General features: G+C 49.7%; 1 rRNA gene. It reads right to left on the reverse strand.

The annotated features are described in order from the left end of the window. Window positions 1-1486 (reverse strand): 23S ribosomal RNA (locus Q4567_RS22165); the annotation flags it as partial. Between the last annotated feature and the right edge of the window lie 13 nt (window positions 1487-1499).

Below are 1499 nucleotides of genomic sequence, written 5' to 3' on the forward strand. Positions count from 1 at the left end.
TGTTGAACCGGATTTACCTAATTCAACGCCCTACGCACTTTCACTTGGATAACCAACACCAAGCTTGCCTAGCCTTCTCCGTCCCCCCTTCACTGATATACCAAGTACGGAAATATTAATCCGTTTCCCATCGACTACGCATCTCTGCCTCGCCTTAGGGGCCGACTTACCCTGCCCTGATTAGCATGGGACAGGAAACCTTGGTCTTCCGGCGTGGGGGTTTTTCACCCCCATTATCGTTACTCATGTCAGCATTCGCACTTGTGATATGTCCAGCAAGCCTCACAGCTTACCTTCAGCCACTTACACAACGCTCCCCTACCATGTTTACAAAGTAAACATCCGCAGCTTCGGTATATTGCTTAGCCCCGTTACATCTTCCGCGCAGGCCGACTCGACTAGTGAGCTATTACGCTTTCTTTAAAGGGTGGCTGCTTCTAAGCCAACCTCCTAGCTGTCTTAGCCTTCCCACATCGTTTCCCACTTAGCAATATTTTGGGACCTTAGCTGGCGGTCTGGGTTGTTTCCCTCTTCACGACGGACGTTAGCACCCGCCGTGTGTCTCCCGGATATCACTCATTGGTATTCGGAGTTTGCAAAGGGTTGGTAAGTCGGGATGACCCCCTAGCCTTAACAGTGCTCTACCCCCAATGGTGTTCGTCCGAGGCGCTACCTAAATAGCTTTCGGGGAGAACCAGCTATCTCCCGGTTTGATTGGCCTTTCACCCCCAGCCACAGGTCATCCCCTGACTTTTCAACGTCAGTGGGTTCGGTCCTCCAGTTGATGTTACTCAACCTTCAACCTGCCCATGGCTAGATCACCGGGTTTCGGGTCTATACCTTGCAACTAAACGGGCAGTTAACCCTCGCTTTCACTACGGCTTCCCTAAACGGTTAACCTTGCTACAAAATATAAGTCGCTGACCCATTATACAAAAGGTACGCAGTCACAGAACAAGTCTGCTCCCACTGCTTGTACGTATACGGTTTCAGGTTCTATTTCACTCCCCTCACAGGGGTTCTTTTCGCCTTTCCCTCACGGTACTGGTTCACTATCGGTCAGTTAGGAGTATTTAGCCTTGGAGGATGGTCCCCCCATCTTCAGTCAGGATAACACGTGTCCCGACCTACTTAATATGGCAAAAATAACGCTTAGTGTACGGGACTATCACCCTGTACCGTTGTGCTTTCCAACACATTCCACTACGTCATAATTACTCGGCTGCTCCCCGTTCGCTCGCCGCTACTAGGGGAATCTCAATTGATTTCTTTTCCTAAGGGTACTTAGATGTTTCAGTTCCCCTCGTTTGCCTCTACAACCTATGTATTCAGTTGCAGATAGTGCATAAATGCACTGGGTTCCCCCATTCGGACATCTGTGGCTCAAATGCGTTTTGTCAACTCACCACAGCTTTTCGCAGACTTACACGTCCTTCATCGCCTCTAACTGCCTAGGCATCCACCGTATACGCTTAGTCACTTAACCATACAACCCCAAA

It is taken from the genome of Aliiglaciecola sp. 2_MG-2023 (assembly GCF_030548145.1).
GTDB classification, from domain to species: Bacteria; Pseudomonadota; Gammaproteobacteria; order Enterobacterales; family Alteromonadaceae; genus Aliiglaciecola; species Aliiglaciecola lipolytica_A.